The organism is Nonomuraea cypriaca, assembly GCF_015645445.1.
Taxonomy (GTDB): Bacteria; Actinomycetota; Actinomycetes; order Streptosporangiales; family Streptosporangiaceae; genus Nonomuraea; species Nonomuraea cypriaca.
Genome location: NZ_JADOGI010000512.1, coordinates 1 through 1,510, shown reverse-complemented (window position 1 = coordinate 1,510; position 1,510 = coordinate 1). Strand labels below are relative to the sequence as shown.

The 1,510-nt window shown below is 68.7% G+C and carries 1 protein-coding gene; it reads left to right on the top strand.

The features are described 5' to 3' along the window. Positions 1-63: 63 nt before the first annotated feature. Positions 64-1,510 (top strand): IS1634 family transposase (locus ITP53_RS58860; protein ID WP_328818954.1); only part of this gene is annotated, 1,447 nt, incomplete at its 3' end.

Genomic DNA, 1,510 nt, shown 5'->3' with positions numbered 1-1,510 from the left:
GTCGAGGTAAGTGAAGATCGCTGGGTTTGCTGTGGTGATCGTTGCGCGGTATGACCTGGGCTGGTGAGACAGCGTGCGCAGTGGGGCCAGGCCAGTGTCGAGAAGATGCTCGGAGCATTACCGGTGGTGGCCGGGTTCTGCTCGCGGTTGCGGATCCGGGAGTTGGTGGATGCGGCCTGCCCGGTGCGGGACGTGGCCGAGTTGACACACGGGCAGGTGATCGAGGTGCTGGTGGCCAACCGGCTGACCTCACCGGCGCCGCTGGTGCACGTGCAGGAGTGGGCGCGGTCGTGGGCGGTGGGTGAGGCGTTCGGGGTGGATCCGGAGTTGCTCAACGATGACCGGATCGGCCGCGCTTTGGACGCGATCGCACCGCACCTCGATCATTTGGCCGGGTCGGTCGGGCTGGCTGCGATCGAGGCGTTCGGCGTGGAGGTGTCGCGCCTGCATTGGGATCTCACCTCGATCTCGTTGCAGGGCGACTACAAGGAGGCCGAGCCCGGCTTCGCCGCGCCGAAGTTCGGCCATCCCAAAGATCGCCGGCCGGATCTCAAGCAGATCCAGGCCGGGCTGGCCGTCAGCTCCGACGGGGCGATCCCGGTCTTTCATCGCGCCTATGACGGCGGGGCCGGCGAGGTCGGCCAGGTCATCCCGGCGATGCAGGCGCTGCAGCGGCTGGCCGGCCCGCAACCGATGCTGATGATCGGCGATTCGAAGTTGATCTCGTATGCCAACCTGGCCGCGATGGCCGCCGATGGTGTGGCCTTCATCGCTCCGGCCTCCAAGACCTACGTGCCGGCCGGGGTGCTGGCCGATCAGCGGCTGGAGAAGGCCCAGGTGGTGGACTACGTCGCCGCCCGTGACGCCGGCAAGGACGCCGACCGGCGCGGCACCTGGCACGTGGCCGAGGACACCATGACGCTGGCCGGGCCGCGCAAGAAGGACCCGGTCCTGGCCCTGCGCCGGATCTTCGTGCACTCCTCGGCCCGCGCGCAGGCCGCGGCCACCGCCCGGGCCAAGAAACTCGATCGGGCTCGCGACGATCTGGCCCGGCTGGAACGCGGCCTGGGCGGACGCCACTACCCAACCCGGCAAGCGGTCGCCGACCGCCTCACCGCGATCGGCCGCGCCCGCCGGGTGGCCGCCTACCTGACCGCGCAGACCGGCACCGACCCAGCCACCGGCAAACCCACCCTGACCTGGAACTTCGACCAGAACGCGATCGACGCCGAGGCCGCCACCGACGGCTGGTACGCCCTGCTGACCAACCTCGACCCCGACACCGCCGACGCCGAACAGATCCTGCGCCACTACAAAGGCCAAGAAGCCGTCGAACGCCGCCACCAGGCCTTCAAAGGCCCACTGGCCGTCACCCACCTGTATCTGAAGAACAACCGCCGCATCAACGCGTTGATCACCGTCATCTGCCTGGCCCTGCTCATCTTCTGCCTGATCGAACGCCAAGTCCGCCAGGCCCTGGCCGCCCACGACAAAACCAAGGTCAACGGCC